This is a genomic window from Flavobacterium daemonense (assembly GCF_007341385.1).
Taxonomy (GTDB): domain Bacteria; phylum Bacteroidota; class Bacteroidia; order Flavobacteriales; family Flavobacteriaceae; genus Flavobacterium; species Flavobacterium daemonense.
Window position 1 is genome coordinate 19,946 of record NZ_VJYD01000014.1, and the last position, 17,604, is coordinate 37,549.

The window sequence follows — 17,604 nt, forward strand, 5'->3', positions numbered from 1 at the left end:
TGCAAATTGAGAATTTATAATAATTACCTTTGAAAACTATTTAAAATAATTATGAATAACCCTGCGCCTACATTTGCAAGACAAGACAATCTGAAGTTTTTCAGAACGCTTAACTCTCGAGTAAACAATTACTTCAAAGAAAATAATATCCAAAAAACTGGAAATTGGAAACTGCATTTAAAAGCTGTTATTCTTTTCGCAGTCTTTTTGACTCCTTATTTTTTGATCCTTACTCTTGAGATGCCTTTTTGGGTAATGTTATTATTATCAATCGTTATGGGTATCGGAATGGCCGGCGTTGGTATGAATGTAATGCACGATGGGAACCACGGTTCTTATTCAAACAAAAGTTGGATAAACAAATTAATGGGCGGTACTATTTATGTTCTAGCAGGTAACGTTTACAACTGGCAGGTTCAACATAATGTACTGCATCATACTTATACAAATATTCCTGGGCACGACGAAGATTTAGATGCAGGAAGAATTATCCGTTTTACTAAACATGCTGAATGGCATAGTTTTCACCGTTTTCAGCATTATTACTCTGTTTTTCTTTACGGATTATTGACTTTTAATTGGGCCATTACAACCGATTTCAAGCAAATGCGTAATTACCTAAAAAGAAAATTATCTTACGGAGAACCAAAAAGTCCTAAAATTCTTTGGACAACTTTGATCATCACAAAAATCATTTACGCTTCAATCTGGATTGTTCTGCCAATTGTAATTGGAATCACTTGGTGGAAAGTACTTTTAGGCTTTTTTGTAATGCACTACACTACAGGATTAATCTTGAGTATTGTTTTTCAATTAGCACACGTTGTTGATCATACAACAAATCCAGAACCAAATGAATTAGGCGAAATGGACAACACTTGGGCAATTCATCAATTGTTTACAACGACAAATTTTGCGCCAAAAAATCCAATCGTAAATTGGTACACAGGAGGATTAAATCATCAGATCGAACATCATATTTTTCCAAATATAAGTCACATCCATTATGGCAAAATTGCTAAAATCGTAAAAGAAACAGCAAAGGAATGCAACTTGCCATATTATGAGTACAAAACAATGCGAAGTGCTATCGTAGCGCACTTCAAACATTTGCGTGAACTTGGAATGAAACCAGAATTATCTGTTTAAACTAAAAAAATCTATTAATAATTAACCTTCCTTAATAAGCGCATCAAATTAAGGACATCAAAATTTTTATAATGAATCATATTCTTTCGGACAGAATCAACAATCTTGCTACATCACAGACACTAGCAATGGCTGCTTTAGCACGCGAATTAAAAGCACAAGGAAAAGACATTATCAGTTTAAGTTTAGGCGAGCCAGATTTCAATACGCCAGACTTCATTAAAGAAGCAGTAATAAAAGCAGTAAACGAAAATTATAGCACTTATTCTCCAGTAGAAGGTTACCTTGAATTGAGAGAAGCAATCTGCAGAAAATTCAAAAGAGACAATGATTTAGAGTACAAACCAACTCAAATTGTAGTTTCTACAGGAGCAAAACAATCTTTATACAACATTGCGCAAGTAATGTTAAACGATGGTGACGAGGTAATTTTGCCAGCACCATACTGGGTTTCTTATTTCGAAATCGTAAAACTTTCTGGCGGCGTTCCTGTTGAAGTTCCAACTTCTGTTGAAACTGATTTCAAAATGACTCCAGAGCAATTAGAAGCCGCAATCACACCAAAAACAAAAATGATGTGGTTCTCTTCTCCATGCAATCCATCAGGATCTGTTTACAGCAGAGAAGAATTAACAGCACTTGCAAAAGTTCTAGAAAAACACCCAAATATCTACGTAGTTTCAGATGAAATTTATGAGCACATCAATTTCTCAGGAACTTTCTGCAGTATCGGTTCAATTCCGGGAATGTTAGAAAAAACAATTACTGTAAACGGAGTTGCAAAAGCATTTGCAATGACAGGATACAGAATTGGTTATATTGGAGCGCCAGAATTCATTGCAAAAGCGTGTACAAAAATCCAAGGACAAGTAACATCTGGAGCAAATTCTGTAGCGCAACGTGCTACAATTACAGCTGTAGATGCTGATCCAAGCGTATTAAACGAAATGGTGCAAGCTTTCCACGGACGTAGAGATTTAGTAGTTGGATTATTAAAAGAAATCCCAGGAATCAAAATCAACGTTCCAGAAGGAGCTTTCTACGTATTCCCAGACGTTTCTTCTTTCTTCGGAAAAACATTAAAAGGCCACGAAATCAAAGATGCAAACGATGTTTCAATGTATCTTTTAGCTGAGGCAAACGTTGCAACGGTAACTGGAGACGCATTCGGAAATCCAAATTGTATTCGTTTCTCTTATGCAACAAGCAACGACATTTTAACAGAAGCATTACGCAGAATCAAAGAAGCTTTGACTGCATAACAATATTCTAAGTTTTATTAAAACGGCTTAAGGTTCAAAAGTTTCATCACTTTTATACTTTAAGCTGTTTTTTTTATGAGATTGTTTTGGGCGTGTCCCTCCGGGTCGGGCTATCCGTTACAAGTCCTCGCACTTCCTTCGTCAGGCTCCGGGCTTTCCACTGCTATCCCTCACGCAAACGGTACACGGGATATATCATTTTCAAAAAAACTAAAACAACATTTATTTTGATTGCCTCCTGCTTTAGCTGGAGATTAAAATAAGATTCTATACTGGCTTTAGCCAAATTACGCATTTGGCTAAAGCCCAATCCTGATCCATTTAACATCGTCCAGCTAAAGCTGGAGGTAATTAAATAGGAATAAAACAAATCAACACTTTCAAAATTCCCATTCCACAATATTGTAAAACAGCAACTATAATCCTGTAAAACAGAACGTTTTATAAATCACCAACTTTGTAATGTATTAATTAAAAAACTATTAGTCATGACAAATACAGATGTAAACACAGAAGAAACCGTAAAAACACTAAACGGATTAATTTCAATTCTTGAAGACGGAAAACTAGGATATACAAACGCAGCCGAGCATGTAGAAAATCTAGCCATGAAAGCTGATTTTCTTGATTACGCCCGCGAACGTGCCCTTTTTATTGTAGAACTACAAGACGAAATCAACAAACTAGGAAAATCAACAGACACTTCAGGTGGCGGACCATTAGGAGCTCTACACCGCACTTGGATCGACATTAAATCATCATTTACAGGAGGCGACACGAAAGCCATTATTAACGCTTGTGTTACAGGTGAAGAAGCTGCAATTGAAAAATACAAAGCTGCACTCAATGAAAATCATCTTGAGCACAGTCAAGTTTACATTGTTTCAAAACAATTAAACAGTATTCAAAACACTTTATCACAAATTAAAATGAGAACACTTTAATTTCATTAAAGTTTTTTATTTTAGAAAAACTGCCCAGTTTAAATAATTGGGCAGTTTTTTTGTTTATTTTTAAGACCATTCTCAAAACTGAAACTACAAATATTTTTAATACTGTTAAGCTCAAACCAACCTCGACAATACATGAAACATATTTTTTTTAATTTAATAATTCTTCTTTTATTGACCAGCTGTGAAAAAAAAGAGCACAAAAACATTAATATTAAATTCTCATCTGAAGAAGCTTTTGATTCTGACTATTTAAAAAGAAACGAAAGTCAAACTGCAGAATTAATTACTCATAAAAAAACAGAAAAAGGTATTGAAATCATAGTTGAAAAATATGAAACGGGAGGCCTTATATATTACGGAGATTCAAAAATAATGAATGACACTTTATTTCTTTACTATTGGATAAATACAAATCCAATGGATATATCAGCAGTTTTAATCCCAAAAAGATTTAAATACGAAATTAAAAATGTATCGTACAAACAAATAAAATTTGAATACTTAGGAAATAAATTCAAAAACAACACAGAATAAACTATAAATTCATTCCATATTAAGTTAACAAATTCAAAAAAATCGCTTCATCACTAGCAAACTCGAATAATTTATTAGACCTTTGCACACTTTTTTTCGGGAATACCACAAAAGTCTAAAGTTTTAGAAATGAAGAAGAAAATCGAAATATTAGCTCCTGCTAGAGATTTAATTGGAGGAATCGCAGCCATAAATAGTGGTGCCGATGCAGTATATATTGGTGCGCCACAGTTTGGTGCACGTTCTAACGCCAACAACTCAATCGAAGATGTTGCTGAACTAGTTAAATACGCACACTTATTTAACGCACAGGTTTTTGTGGTTATGAATACCATTTTATACGACAACGAATTAGAAACGTGCCGCGCAATGATCTGGGAGTTATACGATATTGGTGTCGATGCCTTGATTATTCAGGATATGGCGATTATGGAAATGGACTTGCCTCCTATCGTACTTCACGCCAGCACACAAGCCAATAATCGTGATGCCGATAAAATTAAATTCCTTAAAGATGCTGGAATCAAACGTGTGGTTTTGGCACGTGAATTAAACCTGCATCAAATCAAAACAATATACGATCACGCCGATGTTGAATTAGAGTTTTTCGTAACCGGAGCTTTATGTGTTTCTTTCAGCGGAAACTGTTATATGAGTGTGGCAAACGGAGAACGAAGCGCGAACCGTGGTTCTTGCGCACAAAACTGTCGTTTACCTTATAACTTAATCGACGGAAACGGAGATACTTTAATCAGAAACAGTCACTTGCTTTCTATAAAAGATTTAGATGTTTCAGATCAAATTCCGAATTTGATCGAAGCCGGAATCGTTTCTTTTAAAATCGAAGGACGTTTAAAAGATGTCGCTTATGTTAAAAACAACGTATCTTATTTACGTCAAAAATTAGACAGCTATTTAGAAGGAAGCGATAAATACATCAAAGCTTCTTCTGGAAAATGTACTTATACTTTTGATTCTGCATTAAACAGAACTTTCAATCGTGGTTATACGGATTATTTCGTAAACGAAAGACACAGCTCTATTGGTTCTTGGGAAAGCCCAAAATCAAAAGGGCAATACATTGGAAAATTAATTAGAACTGTTGGAAATGCTTACGAAATCGAAAACGGCGAATTATTAAACAACGGTGACGGGCTTTGCTTCATCAACGAAAACAATGAAGCTGACGGAATTTACGTAAACAAAGCCGAGAACGGAAAAGTATATCCAAACGTTCTAAAAGAAATCAAAGACGGAACTTTCATCTATAGAAACAACGACGCTGCTTTCATTAAAATTGTTGAAAGAGAAGACAGTGCAATCCGTAAAATCGGAACTACTTTATTGCTTACAGAAAATGAAAATGGTTTTGAGTTAATCGCAACTGATGAAGATGGAAACGTAAGTACAGTTGTTTTAGAACACGCAAAAGAACAGACAAAAACAGGTGAATCAATTGAAGAAAACATCAAAGTTCAATTAGCTAAAACAGGTTTTACACCTTACAGCGCCGACGAAATCAACATTATGTTTTCTCAAAACTGGTTCCTTCCTATTTCAAAAATCAACGAAATGAGAAGAACCGTTTACGATCAATTGACTGAAATTCGTTTGGCAAATTATGTTCGTGAAGAGCACCAATTGGTAAAAACGTCACACCCGTATCCAGAAACCAAACTGGATTTTATGTACAACGTTTCGAACAAAACAGCTCGTAAATTCTACGAACGCCATGGTGTTACCGAAATCGAAAAAGCATTCGAATTACAATGGGATCCAGGAAAATCTCGTGTAATGACAACCAAATATTGCATCAAATACGAATTAAAAAAATGCCCAATACACCAAAAAGATATAGTTGGTGTAAAGGTAAAAGAGCCATTAGTATTAAAACAAGGCGAGCTTGAATATAAACTAAAATTCAACTGCAAACCTTGCGAAATGGAAATCTGGGAAAAAGATGCCGAATTTGAGATTGAAGAAGATCATTTTCATTAATACTATTTAACCGCAAAGAACGCGAAGAAATACGCAAGGTTCGCAAAGATTTTAAAACAATCTTTGCGAACCTTTTTTTTATATAAAAATACAACCTTGCGTTCTTCGCGTAATTCTTTGCGGGCTTTGCGGTTAAATATCCTGCTATTTCCTCAATCTTGTCATTTCGACGTAAGGAGAAATCTTCGTAAGCAACTCCGTTCCAATAAGCCAATCTTTGCAGAGCTTCTCGTGGAGATTTCTCCTTACGTCGAAATGACAAACTGTGTGGTTACTTAATGTAATAATTATTAAAATCCCGCGAATCTGCAAATCTCCGTGAGAAATTCAAAGCTTATTCTTTAACTTAAAAACAAAAATTTAGCGCTCTTTGCGTAAATCTTTGCGAACTTTGCGGTTAAAAAAAGCTTTTTCCCTACTTTTACTACTCAAACATTACAACACTCCAAAATGAAAATACTACTCCTAGGTTCGGGCGAATTAGGCAAAGAATTTGTCATTGCCGCACAACGAATCGGACAAACCATAATTGCAGTTGACAGTTACGAAAACGCACCAGCCATGCAAGTCGCACACGGTTTTGAAGTCATTAACATGCTCGACGGCGAAGCGCTTGACCGAATCGTAGCCAAGCACCAACCCGATTTTATAGTTCCCGAAATAGAAGCCATCCGTACTGAACGTTTTTACGATTACGAAAAACAAGGAATTACCGTTGTTCCTTCAGCGAAAGCGGCAAACTTCACCATGAATCGTAAAGCCATTCGTGATTTAGCAGCAAAAGAACTCGGATTAAGAACAGCCAAATATCAATATGCAACTTCAGCAGAAGAACTACAAAAAGCCGTTCAGGAAGTTGGACTTCCTTGTGTTGTAAAACCTTTAATGTCTTCGTCAGGAAAAGGACAATCAACTATAAAAACAGAAAGTGATATTGAAAAAGCGTGGCAATATGCCGTTGCTGGTTCGCGTGGTGATGTTATCGAAGTTATTGTAGAAGCTTTCGTCAATTTTGATTCTGAAATTACACTTTTGACGATTACTCAAAATAATAATCCAACTTTGTTTTGCGCTCCAATTGGCCACAGACAAGAAAGAGGCGATTATCAAGAAAGCTGGCAACCTGCTTTGGTTTCAGAAAAAGATTTATACGAAGCGCAAGATATGGCCGAAAAAATTACTGAAGCACTTGGAGGCGCAGGACTTTTTGGTGTTGAATTTTTCTTAACAAAAGAAGGCGTTTATTTCTCTGAACTTTCTCCGCGTCCGCATGATACCGGAATGGTAACTTTAGCAGGAACTCAGAATTTCAACGAATTCGAATTGCATTTACGAGCGATCTTAAGCCTTCCAATTTTTGAAATTACTTTAGAAAAAGCCGGAGCAAGCGCTGTAATTTTAGCATCTGAAGATTCGACAAATCCGACTTTTACTGGAATCGAAAAAGTTGCTGCTTTGCCAAAAACTGATTTTAGAATATTCGGAAAACCAACTTCAAGACCTTACCGAAGAATGGGCGTTGTTTTAACTCATGATTCACTTTCAACTCCGATCAACGAAGTAACCGAACGCTCCAAAGAAACGGCAAAATTAATAACTGTAAATTCGTAGAATTAAATTAAAAATTTTCTTTAACACATAGAAACATAGATTTTAATTCTAATAAAAAAGAGAAAAGAAAAAACAAGTTTTCACACATAGCTATGTGCATTGAAACAAGTGAAACGCCTTTATATACGAAGCAGAACTATGATTCTATGTGTTTACATACACACAACAAATTAACTATAAATTCATAACCATGAAAAATATACTTTTAGCGACTTTCCTTTTTATTGGAATCGCGGTACAAGCGCAAGACAAAAAGAAATTTGATAAACCAACAATTGTTGAAGCTTCTTGCGGAGAATGCCAATTTGGAATGAAAGGAAAAAGCTGTGATTTAGCCGTTCGCATTGACGGAAAATCATATTTTGTTGACGGAACAAAAATTGATCAGCATGGCGACGCACACGCAAAAGATGGATTTTGCAACACGGTTAGAAAAGCTTCTGTTACAGGTTCAATTGTAAAAGATCGTTTTGTGGCAACTTCATTTACTTTAATAGACGATAAAAAATAATGGCATTAATTCTAGAAAATATTGCCAAACACGTTTCTTTGACACAAGAGGAACAAGCTCTTTTTTTATCTAAACTTGAAACGAATACTTATAAAGCCAAAACAGTTTTACTGAATGCCGGTGAAGTTTGCAAGCATTCTTATTTTGTTAATTCAGGGATTTTAAGAAGCTTCAATATCAACGATAATATTGTCGAACACGTTTTATCCTTTGCCTGCGAAGGCTGGTGGATAAGCGACATGTACAGTTATTTTTCCGAAAAACCGGGACAGCTTTTTATCGAAGTTTTGGAAGAAGCCGAAGTGGTTTCTTTATCTAAAGAAAATCAAGAACAATTGTATCTTGAAATTCCAAAATTAGAACGTTTCTTCAGAATTTTGATCGAAAATTCATTAGTAGCGAATCAGCAAAGATTAATGGATAATTTGAGCTTACCCGCCGAAGAACGATTTGAAAAATTCACAAAAAAATACGGAACATTGGTGCACAAAGTTCCTCAAAAACAAATCGCTTCTTTCATTGGCGTAACACCAGAATTTTTCAGCAAAATGAAAGCTCGTCTTTTGAAGAAATAGTTTTTACCACAGATTTCACAGATTAAATTGATTTTTTTTTAGCCACGAATTACACGAATTTCCTCGAATTAAATTGAATAAAAAATTTGTGGAAATTCGTGTAATTCGTGGCAACATTTTTTAATCCTTTTAATCTGTGAAATCTGTGGCAAAAAAAATACGGCTCGTAATCGAACCGTATTTTCTTTTGAATTAAAATTGCTCAACCTCAGTAGAATGTTTCATTGCTGTTATTGAAGACCTTCCTATCATAACTGTATTTTGAACCGCATCAAAATAAGAAGTCCCCACAAATGCCTGATGTTTTACTGCTCTGAATCCGTTTTTCTGTAAAGCAAATTCTCGCTCCTGTAATTCAGAATATCCAGCCATTCCTCGTTCTTTATAAGCTTTAGACAATTCGAACATACTCGTATTCAAAGCATGGAATCCTGCCAAAGTAATGAACTGGAATTTATATCCCATTGCTGCCAAATCTTCTCTAAACGTTTCCATTTCTGCAACTGTTAATTTCGCAGCCCAATTGAAAGAAGGAGAACAATTGTAAGCCAGCATTTTATCTGGAAATTCTTTTTTCATTGCTTTTGCAAATTTTCTCGCATATTCTAAATCTGGATTACTGGTTTCCATCCAAATCAAATCGGCATAAGGCGCGTAGCTTAAACCTCTTGCAATTCCCTGATCGATTCCGTTTTTTACGTAAAAGAAACCTTCAGCAGTTTTTTCTCCAGTTAAGAACTTTCTATCTCTTGGATCGGCATCACTCGTTAATAAATTTGCAGCATCGGCATCAGTTCTGGCAACAATTAAAGTTGGAACACCCATAACATCTGAAGCCAAACGCGCTGCAATTAATTTATTGATCGCTTCTTGTGTCGGAACCAAAACTTTTCCGCCCAAGTGTCCGCACTTTTTAGCCGAACTCAATTGATCTTCAAAATGAACTCCAGATGCTCCGGCCTCAATCATTGATTTCATTAGTTCGAAAGCATTTAGATTTCCCCCGAAACCTGCTTCGGCATCAGCCACAATCGGAACCAAATAATCTTTTTTATCTTCAATTTCATTTACCGTCTGAATCTGGTCGGCACGCAACAAAGCGTTATTGATCTTTTTTACCACCATCGGAACGCTGTTTACAGGATAAAGTGATTGGTCTGGATACATTTCGCCAGCCAAATTCGCATCGGCAGCAACCTGCCATCCGCTTAAATAAATCGCTTCCAATCCCGCATCGACTTCCTGAATTGCCTGATTTCCGGTCAACGCTCCTAAACCAGCCACAAAATCCTGATTTTTTAACTTTCTCCATAATTTTTGCGCTCCCATTTTGGCAATAGAATGCTCAATTTGGTACGATCCCTGAAGTGAAACTACTTCACTCGCAGTATAAGGACGCTCAACCCCCTTCCATCTAGGGTTCGTGATCCAATCGTTAATCAATTCCTGAATTCTGTCTTCTGTTGTTTTCATAAATAGTTTAAGTTAAAGTGGTTAGTAAGTAATAGTGTTCAGTTCACAGTTAAAAGTGTTCAGTTAACTTGACTTATTTTTTTGACGCTTAGAAACATAGCTTTTCTTTGTGGTTAATGGCATTTCATTTGTTTAAACAAATCCCGACGCTTCGGGACTATGTGTGAAAATCTAGATTTTTTAAAAATTCTTTTTATCACATTTAAAATCTATGTTTCTATGTGTTTAAAAAACGCAACGTTATAAATATTTGTAACACGGAATCGTCAAGAAGTCAACAAACTCAGTATTTACAACTAATCTTTCCAACACTTTTTCAGCCAATGGAAATTGTTGTTTTTCGTGATTTTCTTCGCCTAATTGTTCCTTGATTTTTCTAAATTCATCTAAAGCCAATTTATGATAATAAGCCAAATCTAATTTTCGCCCATTATTCAAAATCACTTTATTCTGAAGCCATTGCCACAATTGCGATCTCGAAATTTCGGCCGTTGCAGCATCTTCCATCAAATTATGCAATGCCGCAGCGCCTTGCCCGTTTAGCCATGAAGCCAAATACAAAACCCCAACATTGATATTTTTTCGAACACCATTTTCAGTAATGATTCCAATTGGTGGTTCAATTAAATCAGCTTCTGTAATTTTTCGATGTTCTCTTCTAATATGAATTTGATTCGGAGTCGGCATTCCTTTATCAAAAATTTCTTTAGCCAATGAAACCAAATCAGGATGCGCCACCCAAGTTCCGTCATGACCGTTTCGAACTTCGCGTTCTTTATCGGTTTTCACTTTCGCGAAAGCCACTGCATTTGCTTCTTCATTATTTTTAATCGGAATTTGCGCGGCCATTCCGCCAATCGCATGAATTCCTCTTTTATGACATCTCTGAATTACTAGATTTGAATAAGCATTCATAAAAGGCGAAGTCATCGTTACTTGGTCACGGTCTGGAACAATGAATTTCGGATTCTTTCTGAACTTTTTGATATAGGAGAAAATATAATCCCAACGTCCGCAATTCAAGCCAACAATATGTTCTTTTAATTCGTAAATAATTTCGTCAAGCTGAAAACTTGCTGTTATCGTCTCAATCAAAACCGTTACTTTTATCGTTCCGCGTTTCAGTTTCAAATAATCTTCGGTAAAATCAATTACATTATTCCACCAGCGCGCTTCCAGATAATGTTCTAATTTTGGAATGTAGAAATACGGTCCAGAATTGTTTTCTAAAAGTCGTTTATGATTGTGAAAAACATATAGACCAAAATCTACCAATGAACCTGAAACTTCGTTACCATCAATTAAAACATGCTTTTCTGGCAAATGCAAACCTCTCGGACGTACAATCAGCGTTGCTATTTTTTCATTTAAATGATAGGATTTCTGTTTAACCAAATCAGTAAACGTAATCGTTTTGTTCACTGCATCAATCAAATTCACTTGTCCGTCCATCAGGTTTTGCCAAGTTGGTGACGTACTATCTTCAAAATCGGCCATAAAAGTTTTTGCTCCCGAATTCAAAGCGTTGATAATCATTTTGCGATCAACTGGTCCGGTAATCTCCACTCTTCTATCCAATAAATCTTTCGGAATTTCGCCTGCTGTCCAATTGCCTTCTCTAACACTTTTGGTTTCTGGAATAAAAACTGGCATGATTCCTTGATCAAAATTGACTTGTTTTTGCTCGCGCTGCAAAAGCAATAGTTTTCGCTGTGATTCGAATTTTCTATGCAATTCGGTTATAAAAACAATTGCTTCTTCTGTCCAGATCTTTGGATAACGAAGCTTCTTTTCGGCTAAAAATTCCATTGCCGTTTCGGTAATTTCATTTTGATTATTCATAGCTAATAGATTTTATACTACAATGTTACAAAAAGTTTTTTACAAAAACAGCGAACGTTCGCTAAAATTTAAAAATATTTTTTTGGCGATTATTTTTAAATCAGCTACATTTGATATTATGGATATCGAAAAAGACTATATAAAGCTGATATTTGGGCTGAAACTGAAACAAATTCGGGTTCAAAAAAACTTGTCTCTTTTTGGCTTGGCCAAATTGACAAATCTTTCAAAATCGTATTTAAACGAAATTGAAAAGGGAAAAAAATATCCAAAAACAGATAAAATTTTACTTTTATGCGAACATTTGGACGTTACTTACGACCAAATCGTATCCTTAAAGCTCGATAACAACCTCGCTCCGATTGGCGAAATCTTGAAATCTGGAATTCTAAAAGAGATTCCGTTGGAACTTTTCGGAATTCAGGAAGCCGATTTAATTGATATAATCGCCAATGCTCCCGCAAAAGTCAATGCGTTTATTAGTACGATTATCGAAATTGCACAGCATTACAATTTAAGCCGAGAAAGCTTCTTTTTAGCAGCTTTGCGTTCGTATCAGGAAGCGCACAGCAATTATTTTGAAGATTTAGAAGAGAAAGTAATTGCGTTTTCGAAGTCGTTCCAAATTAATCTGGATTCTAAAATAAGCATTGAAGAACTGGAAGCGATTTTAAAAGAAGAATACGAATACAACATAAAAGAAATTGTATTTACAGAACAAGAAGCACTAGGTGATTTGCGTTCGATTTATGTTCCGAAAAGCAAAACTTTATTACTTTCTACAGAACTTGACGCTCCGCAAAAAGCATTTATTCTAGCCAAAGAAATTGCTTATAATTACTTAAAAATATCAGACAGATTACTGACTTTCAGCTGGATTAAGTTTGAAAATTTTGATCAGGTTCTAAATAATTTTTATGCTTCTTATTTTGCCGGAGCTTTATTGTTGCCTCGAAAATTAGTTGTGGATAAAATCAATTCTTTTTTAGAAAATGAAAAACCAAATCCGGAAGAATTTGTTGCTTTGATTGAAAGTTTTGAAGTTTCTCCAGAATCTTTTTATCAGCGATTAACAAATTTATTGCCTAAGGATTTTCAACTGAAAAATTTATTCTTTTTGAGAATGTCCCACAAAATAGGCTCTGATGTTTATCAAATCAAAAAAGAATTACATATTACGAATCAGCAGGAACCGCACGCCAACGAAACCAACGAACATTATTGCAGAAGATGGGTTTCGGTAAAAACCATAGATGAGGCCATCAAACAAAATAAACCACATTTTTTTGATGCACAAATTTCGAGCTACGTTCATAGTGGCAATGAATACCTAGTTTTTTCGTCAGCCACAAAGGATCCTTTTTTGCATGATACCATTCGAAGTATTTCGGTTGGAATTCTAATTAATCCGACGATGAAAAAGAAATTCAAATTCATTGAAGGAAAACCTTTGGTCAAAAGAATTGTTGGTGTAACTTGCGAAACCTGCGATGTAAAAGATTGCCTGGAACGTGTTTCTCCTCCAATTGTTTTGGAAAAAAAGGAACGCCATGAAAACACAGATGCTGTTGTACAGCAATTTATAAGTCAATATAGCTAAATGTCATGAAATATTTTACTTTAATAACACTATTGCTTTCTATCCACTTAATCCAGAAAACCGATAAGCTTTCGGGACGTTATAATTATTTGGTAGAAGATGATAATGTATATGTCCAAAAAGATAAAATCACTTTTAATGATAGTGTTTTTGCTTTTGATAATAAGTATGTCCCAAAAGGAAAAGTTTCTTATGGCAATGTAATATTGCTCGAAAAATTCATCAATACTGATTTAGTTATTAGTATTCCTAAAGATCAAATCACAAAAGATACGATTCCGTTTTACATGCATGACAAGAAAAGTGCTGCAGCAAATTATCTTGATGAAGTAGTTGGGAAAGGGAAATTGATTAAGATTAAATAATTATTTCTATCTTTTTATCACGTGTTATTTGTCATTCCGAGAAACGAGGAATCTCCACGAGAAACTCAACAAAGATTGGCGATATGCTATGCGGAGTTACTTGCGGAGATCCTTCGTTCCTCAGGATGACAAACTGCGCGGTTAATTTGAAGCTAAAAAAACTTTATATAATTTCCAATCTTTGTAGAGCTTCTCGTGGAGATTTCTCCTTCGTCGAAATGACAAACCATGTGGTTACTTTGAGGTAAAACCTTGGAACCTCTGCAACTTTGTGCCTTTGTGCCTCCTTATAAAAATGAATCCTCTAGCATAGCCCCGATAGAAGTGGAAATCCTTTTGTGTCTCGTTTCTTTAACGAGACACAAAAGATTGTAACGGATAGCGGGACGTCACGTCTTTTGAAAACTAATTTTCTGCTTCCAAAAAAAACTTAGAATCTTAGAACCTCAGAACCTTTTCTTAATCTACATTAAGTGCTTTTCCTTCACATCGAGCGTATCTTTGTACTATCAAAATCAATAAAAGACAAAATCATGGAAAATATAGTATTGCACAAAGCAGAATCAAGAGGAAATGCAAACCACGGATGGCTAAACGCTTATCACAGTTTTAGTTTTGCGAGCTGGTACAATCCAGATAGAATTCAGTTTGGAGCGCTTCGTGTTTTGAACGATGATACGATTGCGGGCGGAATGGGTTTTGGAACACATCCTCACGATAATATGGAAATCATTACGATTCCGCTAGAAGGTGATTTAGCTCATAAAGACAGCATGGGAAATACTGAAATCATTAAAAACGGAGATATTCAGGTGATGAGTGCCGGAACTGGAGTTCAGCACAGCGAGTTCAACCCAAACGCAGATCAGCAGACTAAATTGTTGCAAATCTGGTTGTTTCCTAACAAAAGAAACGTTGCGCCACGTTACCAACAAATTACTTTAAATGTTGCCGACAGACATAATAAATTAGCTCAAATTTTATCTCCAAATGCTGATGATGATGGAGTTTGGATTCACCAAGACGCTTGGTTCAACATGGGGAATTTTGATGCTGGAACTGCAACTGAATATAAAATCAAAAAAGAAGGAAACGGAGTTTATGCTTTCGTTTTGAAAGGAAATGTTACCATCAACGGTCAGGAATTAAATACTCGCGACGCGGTTGGAATTTCAGGAACTGATACTTTAAACATTAAAGCAAACACAGATGCTGAATTTTTATTGATGGACATTCCGATGAATTACTAATTCAAAGATTACAATTAATATTTTTTTCAGAAACGATATTTAAGTTGATTTTCAACTTATTATCGTTTCTTTTTTTGTTCAAATTTTATTAAAACCCAAAAAGAAAACGTAATTTTATAAGTAAAACCGACTTATACCCCACTCAAAATTAACCAGTTAAAAATTTTCAGTCATGAATCCTGACAACCTTAAAAAAGAATATACGAACGGCGAAGTAACGATTGTTTGGCAATCCGGAAAATGTATTCATTCTGCCAATTGCGTAAAAAACAATCCGGACGTTTTTCGCCCAAAAGAAAAACCTTGGATTACTCCGGAACAATCTACAACTGAGAAAATAATTTCAACAGTTAATAAATGTCCTTCGGGCGCTTTGAGTTTTTATATGAATAAGAAAAGCTAAGCTTTACGCATTAGTTTTTTTGCCCACAGATTACACAGATTAAAGTGATTTTTATTCGCCACAAATTGCACAAATTTTCACAAATTTTGATTCAATTTATTTCGTGTTAATTCGTGCAATTCGTGGCAATATCTTTTTTTAATCGTTTTAATCTGTGTAATCTGCGGCAAAGAACATCCCATTTTTCATTTCTTAATCTAGGTTAAGTGCAATACGCTTACTACCACCGTAACTTTGTCCTATCAAAATGAAATTAATTATTTAAAATATTTAAAAAAATAAAATTATGGCAACTACAAAATGGTCAATTGACCCAACACATTCAGAAATTGGTTTTAAAGTTAAACACATGATGTTTACAAATGTTTCAGGGAAATTTGGAACTTATGAAGCTTCTGCAATCACAGAAGGAGATAGTTTTGATAATGCAGATTTCAGTTTTTCTGCTGATATCGCTTCAATCGACACTGCAAATGCAGATCGTGACGGACATTTAAGAAGCGGTGATTTCTTTGATGCTGAAAATCATCCAAAATTAACTTTCAAATCTTCTGCTTTCAAAAAAATCAATGATGGCGAGTATGAATTAACTGGAGATTTAGATATTAAAGGTGTTTCTAAAACTGTAAAATTCCCAGTTGAATTTAGCGGAATCATGACTGATCCTTGGGGAAATACAAAAGTAGGTTTAAGCATAGAAGGAAAAATTAATCGTAAAGATTGGGGTTTAAACTGGAACTCAGCTCTTGAAACTGGTGGTGTTTTAGTAGGTGAAGAAGTTCGTTTAAACATTGAATTACAATTTGTAAAACAAGCTTAATACTTTACAATTAGGTTTTAATTTGGTTAAGAAGCCTGTACTTTCTCGGAGTGCAGGCTTTTTTTATTTTTGCCACGAATTACACGAATTTTCACTAATTTTTTTTCTCAAAACTGGATTTTTTTTTTTTGCCACAGATTAAAAAGATTAAAAAGGATTTTTTCTGCTTTCTGAGAATAAATAATCTGTAAAAATCTTTTTAATCTGTGGCAAAAAATAATTCGTGGAAATTCGTGTAATTCGTGGCAAACTCAAAAAAAATCAGCGCGCAGTATTTCTAAATTCTGTTGGCGATAGTCCGGTTTGTTTTTTGAAGAATCGAGAGAAATACGAGTAATCTTCATAACCTACTTTAAAGGCAACTTCGTTTATGGCTAATTGTTTGTCGATCAACATTCTTTTTATCTCCAGAATTACACGATCTGTAATTACTTCCGTCGCTGTCTTTTGCAGAATTTCATTGCAGATTCTATTTAAATGTTTCAGCGTTATATTCAATTTTTCTGCGTAGAACGACGGCAGTTTTTCAGTTCTGAAATATTTTTCTAACAACGATTCAAACTTGTTGATTTTAATATTGTAGGAATGCGTTTGATGGGAATAGGTTTCACCGTATTTTCTCGAAATTTCAATATGAATACAATCTAATAAATTCAGCATTTTATCTAATTGCATTTTATTGCTCATATTGTTTTCCTGAATCAGCAAATTAAAATAAGGCAGGATTTTAGATATTTCATTTTCTTCAAAAACCAATTCTGGCCGGTTATGAATTGAATGATAAAAATTGTAATCGTTGATTTTTTTTTGTCCGAAATATAAATTGTACAATTCCTGTGAAAAGATAATTACGAAGCCTTCAACATCTTCAGACAAATTCCAATGATGCATTTGTCCTGGCTGAAGCACAAACAAACTTCCTCTTTTTATCTCAAATTGATCAAAATCAACTTCGTGTTTCCCAGAACCTTTAGTAAAAAACACCATTAAATAGGAATCATGTCGGTGCGCTTCCTCAACAAAACTGTGGCTTTTCAAGTGCTCCTTAAATGCATTCACGTAAAAATCGCGATGAATATCGTTACAGCTAAAATTTTGAACACTATAAACTGGATATCTTTTCATAAGCTTTTAAATGAGAATTGCACGCAGATGAAACAGATTTATACTAATTTACACTGGTTTTTTTATCTAATCCGTAAAACCTGCGTCATCTGTGTGCCATTTACAACAAGTTTTACACAAAGCCAAAAACAAA

At 34.9% G+C, this 17,604-nt stretch carries 16 protein-coding genes; 13 read left to right on the top strand and 3 right to left on the bottom strand.

Features of this window, described 5'->3' with window-relative positions:
- The first annotated feature begins 51 nt into the window (after positions 1-51).
- From FND99_RS16355 to FND99_RS16390, 8 genes are all read left to right on the top strand, one after another.
- Entirely contained in the window at positions 52-1,149 is a 1,098-nt protein-coding gene (locus FND99_RS16355) for a fatty acid desaturase family protein (protein ID WP_144339009.1), read from the top strand.
- A 71-nt stretch (positions 1,150-1,220) separates the two neighbouring features.
- Positions 1,221-2,411, top strand: coding sequence for a pyridoxal phosphate-dependent aminotransferase (locus FND99_RS16360; protein ID WP_144339010.1), 1,191 nt, complete (start codon positions 1,221-1,223; stop codon positions 2,409-2,411).
- A 488-nt stretch (positions 2,412-2,899) separates the two neighbouring features.
- Entirely contained in the window at positions 2,900-3,355 is a 456-nt protein-coding gene (locus tag FND99_RS16365) for a ferritin-like domain-containing protein (protein ID WP_144339011.1), read from the top strand.
- Between the two features lie 141 nt (positions 3,356-3,496).
- Positions 3,497-3,898 (top strand): hypothetical protein, encoded by a 402-nt coding sequence (locus FND99_RS16370; RefSeq protein ID WP_144339012.1) that lies wholly within the window; start codon positions 3,497-3,499, stop codon positions 3,896-3,898.
- A gap of 129 nt (positions 3,899-4,027) precedes the next feature.
- A complete protein-coding gene (locus FND99_RS16375; protein ID WP_144339013.1) occupies positions 4,028-5,896 on the top strand; it encodes a peptidase U32 family protein in 1,869 nt (622 codons plus the stop codon).
- Between the two features lie 378 nt (positions 5,897-6,274).
- Entirely contained in the window at positions 6,275-7,507 is a 1,233-nt protein-coding gene (gene purT, locus FND99_RS16380) for a formate-dependent phosphoribosylglycinamide formyltransferase (RefSeq protein WP_281282469.1), read from the top strand.
- 190 nt (positions 7,508-7,697) lie between these two features.
- On the top strand, positions 7,698-8,018 hold the full coding sequence (locus FND99_RS16385; protein ID WP_144339015.1) for a DUF6370 family protein: 321 nt from the start codon (positions 7,698-7,700) through the stop codon (positions 8,016-8,018).
- A complete protein-coding gene (locus FND99_RS16390) occupies positions 8,018-8,593 on the top strand; it encodes a Crp/Fnr family transcriptional regulator (RefSeq protein ID WP_144339016.1) in 576 nt (191 codons plus the stop codon). The genes FND99_RS16385 and FND99_RS16390 overlap by 1 nt, the downstream gene beginning before the upstream one ends.
- 192 nt (positions 8,594-8,785) lie before the next feature.
- On the opposite strand, the gene aceA is transcribed toward FND99_RS16390, so the two are convergent.
- Complete coding sequence (aceA, locus tag FND99_RS16395; protein ID WP_144339017.1) at positions 8,786-10,066, bottom strand: isocitrate lyase; 1,281 nt, start codon at positions 10,064-10,066, stop codon at positions 8,786-8,788.
- 240 nt (positions 10,067-10,306) lie between these two features.
- Positions 10,307-11,908, bottom strand: a complete 1,602-nt coding sequence (gene aceB / locus FND99_RS16400; protein ID WP_144339018.1) for a malate synthase A — start codon at positions 11,906-11,908, stop codon at positions 10,307-10,309.
- A gap of 118 nt (positions 11,909-12,026) precedes the next feature.
- Between aceB and FND99_RS16405 the strand changes: the two genes are divergently transcribed.
- From FND99_RS16405 to FND99_RS16425, 5 genes are all read left to right on the top strand, one after another.
- The gene (locus FND99_RS16405; protein WP_144339103.1) at positions 12,027-13,508 is read left to right on the top strand and encodes a helix-turn-helix domain-containing protein; all 1,482 of its coding nucleotides are present in this window, start codon (positions 12,027-12,029) and stop codon (positions 13,506-13,508) included.
- Between the two features lie 5 nt (positions 13,509-13,513).
- Complete coding sequence (locus FND99_RS16410; protein ID WP_144339019.1) at positions 13,514-13,873, top strand: hypothetical protein; 360 nt, start codon at positions 13,514-13,516, stop codon at positions 13,871-13,873.
- Between the two features lie 533 nt (positions 13,874-14,406).
- Complete coding sequence (locus FND99_RS16415; RefSeq protein WP_144339020.1) at positions 14,407-15,123, top strand: pirin family protein; 717 nt, start codon at positions 14,407-14,409, stop codon at positions 15,121-15,123.
- A 172-nt stretch (positions 15,124-15,295) separates the two neighbouring features.
- Complete coding sequence (locus FND99_RS16420) at positions 15,296-15,526, top strand: (4Fe-4S)-binding protein (RefSeq protein ID WP_144339021.1); 231 nt, start codon at positions 15,296-15,298, stop codon at positions 15,524-15,526.
- Between the two features lie 286 nt (positions 15,527-15,812).
- Entirely contained in the window at positions 15,813-16,346 is a 534-nt protein-coding gene (locus FND99_RS16425) for a YceI family protein (RefSeq protein WP_144339022.1), read from the top strand.
- Between the two features lie 261 nt (positions 16,347-16,607).
- Here the strand turns inward: FND99_RS16425 and FND99_RS16430 are convergent, their stop codons facing one another.
- Positions 16,608-17,471: a helix-turn-helix domain-containing protein gene (locus tag FND99_RS16430; protein ID WP_144339023.1), complete on the bottom strand. Its 864-nt coding sequence runs from the start codon at positions 17,469-17,471 to the stop codon at positions 16,608-16,610.
- Between the last annotated feature and the right edge of the window lie 133 nt (positions 17,472-17,604).

Bases quoted from the DNA above. Each gene is read 5' to 3' on its own strand.
- aceA (WP_144339017.1), bottom strand. From the start codon at position 10,066: ATGAAAACAACAGAAGACAGAATTCAGGAATTGATTAACGATTGGATC.
- FND99_RS16415 (WP_144339020.1), top strand. From the start codon at position 14,407: ATGGAAAATATAGTATTGCACAAAGCAGAATCAAGAGGAAATGCAAAC.
- FND99_RS16390 (WP_144339016.1), top strand. From the start codon at position 8,018: ATGGCATTAATTCTAGAAAATATTGCCAAACACGTTTCTTTGACACAA.
- FND99_RS16355 (WP_144339009.1), top strand. From the start codon at position 52: ATGAATAACCCTGCGCCTACATTTGCAAGACAAGACAATCTGAAGTTT.
- FND99_RS16375 (WP_144339013.1), top strand. From the start codon at position 4,028: ATGAAGAAGAAAATCGAAATATTAGCTCCTGCTAGAGATTTAATTGGA.
- FND99_RS16385 (WP_144339015.1), top strand. From the start codon at position 7,698: ATGAAAAATATACTTTTAGCGACTTTCCTTTTTATTGGAATCGCGGTA.
- aceB (WP_144339018.1), bottom strand. From the start codon at position 11,908: ATGAATAATCAAAATGAAATTACCGAAACGGCAATGGAATTTTTAGCC.
- FND99_RS16410 (WP_144339019.1), top strand. From the start codon at position 13,514: ATGAAATATTTTACTTTAATAACACTATTGCTTTCTATCCACTTAATC.
- FND99_RS16405 (WP_144339103.1), top strand. From the start codon at position 12,027: ATGGATATCGAAAAAGACTATATAAAGCTGATATTTGGGCTGAAACTG.
- FND99_RS16370 (WP_144339012.1), top strand. From the start codon at position 3,497: ATGAAACATATTTTTTTTAATTTAATAATTCTTCTTTTATTGACCAGC.
- FND99_RS16425 (WP_144339022.1), top strand. From the start codon at position 15,813: ATGGCAACTACAAAATGGTCAATTGACCCAACACATTCAGAAATTGGT.
- FND99_RS16430 (WP_144339023.1), bottom strand. From the start codon at position 17,471: ATGAAAAGATATCCAGTTTATAGTGTTCAAAATTTTAGCTGTAACGAT.
- FND99_RS16420 (WP_144339021.1), top strand. From the start codon at position 15,296: ATGAATCCTGACAACCTTAAAAAAGAATATACGAACGGCGAAGTAACG.
- FND99_RS16360 (WP_144339010.1), top strand. From the start codon at position 1,221: ATGAATCATATTCTTTCGGACAGAATCAACAATCTTGCTACATCACAG.
- FND99_RS16365 (WP_144339011.1), top strand. From the start codon at position 2,900: ATGACAAATACAGATGTAAACACAGAAGAAACCGTAAAAACACTAAAC.